Annotated in this window: 2 protein-coding genes and 1 pseudogene; 1 reads left to right on the top strand and 2 read right to left on the bottom strand. The window is 51.5% G+C overall.

The window, feature by feature from the left end; translation table 11 throughout:
* Positions 1-375: 375 nt before the first annotated feature.
* Positions 376-1,566: an NO-inducible flavohemoprotein gene (gene hmpA, locus ACTBDZ_RS16285; protein WP_438816084.1), complete on the bottom strand. Its 1,191-nt coding sequence runs from the start codon at positions 1,564-1,566 to the stop codon at positions 376-378.
* 325 nt (positions 1,567-1,891) lie between these two features.
* Between hmpA and glyA the strand changes: the two genes are divergently transcribed.
* Positions 1,892-3,145: a serine hydroxymethyltransferase gene (gene glyA, locus ACTBDZ_RS16280; protein WP_438816083.1), complete on the top strand. Its 1,254-nt coding sequence runs from the start codon at positions 1,892-1,894 to the stop codon at positions 3,143-3,145.
* 128 nt (positions 3,146-3,273) lie between these two features.
* Here glyA and ACTBDZ_RS16275 read toward each other — a convergent pair.
* Positions 3,274-3,343: pseudogene (locus tag ACTBDZ_RS16275) on the bottom strand (surface-adhesin E family protein); the annotation flags it as partial.

The raw sequence follows: 3,343 nt of genomic DNA, 5'->3' as shown, positions 1-3,343 counted from the left end.
AACGGTTGGTAACAAGGGCTCAATGATTGCCCATGCTTCATCAGAAAGATCGTAGCGAGCCATAATCCAAAGTGTCGTAGAAACAGATGGATACTATAGCTCAAGCAATTAAGGGACACAGCCTAATGATTCTTACACAAACTCCTTGTTAGTTCGGCCAAAAAAGTGGGATGCAGACAGGCCGCGGAGCAAATCAATAAGCTAAAACTGCGTTTTTTTAAAATGAAACGTTATTTTAATTATGGTGTGGCGGATTTTTGTGATCGATACCGTTTTTTATCATTACCGGATCGGGTGGGAGCATAAATTTGTGATCGTGGATAAGATTACCGCGCGTGCGTTTGCCCGCGCGGTAGGGGTTTGCGAGTCGGCGCATTACACGACTTTATGTGGGCCAAAGCATTCGTAGTGTAGCTGTGAGGGTGCGATGCCCAATGCGAGGAGCTGGCGAGCGACGAATTGCATGAAGGCCACCGGGCCGCACAGATAAAAATGCATGCTGGCATCGGCCAGGCGGTACGCCAGTTTGTCCAGCATCATTACGCCTTGATAGTGAAAATCTTCACCAGGACGATCGTCTTTACCGGGTTGGCGATACCATACGTAACGTGTCAATGTGGGCCATTGCTGGTTAATTTGCGCCAGTTCATCACCAAAGGCATGCTCATCGCCGTTGTCAGCGGCATGCAACCACAGGACGTCCGCCCCATGCGACTGATCTTTTAACTGGTGCAGCATGCTGAGTAACGGTGTTTGCCCTACGCCCGCAGAGATAAGAGTGACCGGTGTGGTAGGGGAGGCCGTTAAAAAGAAATCCCCGTGGGGGGCAGCCAGTGAAATGATATCGCCTTCCTGTGCCATGTCATGCAGATAGCCGGAAACGGTTCCTTGAGCCTCGCGTTTTACCGCAATGCGATAAGTGCGGCCATTGGGGGCGTGCGTCAGGGAATATTGGCGAATCTCCTGATGAGTAAGGCTGTCGTGGCGGATGTAGACTGCCAAATACTGACCGGGTTTAAAATCCACCACCGGTTTGCCATCGACAGGTTCCAGCGTAAAACTGGCGATCAGCGCACTCTGCGTCTGCTTTTTCACGATGCGAAAGCGGCGCGTGCCTTCCCAGCCGCCGTGCTGGCTGGCCGCATCCTGATAAAGGGCGCGTTCACGCTGAATAAAAACATCAGCCAATACGCCATACGCCTTGCCCCAGGCATCCAATATCTCCTCGCCAGGGCTAAACAATTCGTCCAGCGTGGCCAGCAGATGCTCGCCAACGATGCCATATTGCGCAGGCTGGATCGAGAAGCTGGCATGTTTCTGTGCGATACTCTCCACCGCAGGCAGCAGCGCCGAGAGGTTGTCGATGTTGGCCGCATAGGCGCAGATAGCGTTGAATAAGGCTTCTCGCTGATCGCCATTGCGCTGATTACTCATGTTGAAAATGTCTTTCAGTTCAGGATGGTGGCTGAACATGCGCTGATAAAAATGGGCGGTTAGTGCCGGGCCGGTTTTTGCCAGCAAGGGCAGGGTCGATTTTACGGTAGCGATGGTTTTTGCGTCTAGCATGGTGACTCTAGGTGGCTTTATAAGATGTATTTTTAATACATCTTATTCGAGCGTTGACGCGTTGTAAATCCCTGCTTTGTGTTGGTGTTTATTGTGTCGGCGGGAACACAAAATGAGGAAAATGCAGGATGCAGATGAAGAAAACTCCCTTGCCAGCGCATGAAGTCATCAGGCCGCTAAGCCTTGTGCTGCTTGAAGCTAATCGTTTGCGTAAAAACCTCTGTCAAGCCCTATCATGCAAGTGGATAAACGGTTTACACTATAGGCCAATACCCGTTGCGGGCATTTTTACTGTACATATAGTTAGCTGAGTCAGGAGATGCGGATGTTAAAGCGTGAAATGAACATTGCCGATTACGATGCCGAACTGTGGCACGCGATGCAGCAAGAAGTGGTGCGTCAGGAAGAGCATATTGAACTGATAGCGTCAGAAAACTACACCAGCCCACGTGTTATGCAGGCTCAAGGGTCTCAGTTAACCAACAAATATGCGGAAGGATATCCCGGCAAACGTTACTACGGCGGCTGCGAATACGTTGACATCGTAGAGCAACTGGCGATTGACCGTGCTAAAGCGTTGTTCGGTGCTGACTACGCTAACGTGCAACCACACTCCGGTTCTCAGGCCAACTTTGCCGTGTATACCGCGCTGCTGCAACCGGGTGATACCATTTTGGGGATGAACCTGGCTCACGGCGGTCACCTGACCCACGGCTCTCCGGTTAACCTGTCTGGAAAACTGTACAAAGTGATTCCTTACGGTATCGATGAAAGCGGTAAAATCGATTACGAAGAAATGGCTGAACTGGCACAAACCCACAAACCGAAAATGATCGTAGGCGGTTTCTCTGCTTACTCAGGCGTGGTTGACTGGGCGAAAATGCGTGAAATCGCTGACAGCATTGGTGCTTATCTGTTTGTGGATATGGCACACGTTGCGGGTCTGGTCGCGGCTGACGTTTATCCTAACCCGGTTCCCCATGCGCATATCGTCACGACCACTACCCATAAAACGCTGGCGGGTCCGCGCGGCGGCCTGATTCTGGCCAAGGGCGGTGATGAAGAACTGTACAAAAAGCTGAACTCTGCTGTGTTCCCTGGCGGTCAGGGTGGCCCGTTGATGCACGTTATCGCCGGTAAAGCGGTCGCGCTGAAAGAAGCAATGGAACCTGAGTTCAAAGTTTACCAGCAACAAGTGGCGAAGAATGCCGAGGCCATGGTTGAGGTGTTCCTGACGCGCGGTTTCAACGTGGTTTCTGGTGGTACCAGCAACCACCTGTTCCTGCTCGATCTGGTAAGCAAAAACCTGACCGGTAAAGAAGCCGATGCGGCTCTGGATCGCGCTAACATTACTGTTAACAAAAACAGTGTGCCGAACGATCCGAAGAGCCCGTTTGTGACCTCCGGTATCCGTATCGGTACGCCGGCGGCAACCCGTCGTGGCTTCAAGGAAGCGGAAGTGCGTGAGCTGGCAGGCTGGATCTGTGACGTCCTGGATAACATCAATGACGAAGCGACCATTGAACGCGTGAAACAAAAAGTCCTCGCTATTTGCGAGCGTTTCCCGGTTTATGCCTGATCGCCAGTAACCTGTAAGTTAACGCCAGCCTTCGGGCTGGCGTTTTTTTTACCTCTTTTCCTCACTATCTTCACGGCTTTGTTGAATAAATCAGAACTTGTAACGACTGTGCCCCATCGGGTCGATTGTTACGTGATGCGAATACTGTTCGGCATTCCTAATAGCGTGATCCGGTTAAGCGCTTTGACCATCGCCATG

Source organism: Symbiopectobacterium sp. (assembly GCF_051710365.1).
Lineage (GTDB): Bacteria > Pseudomonadota > Gammaproteobacteria > Enterobacterales > Enterobacteriaceae > Symbiopectobacterium.
This window is presented reverse-complemented; position numbering and strand designations above follow the sequence as displayed.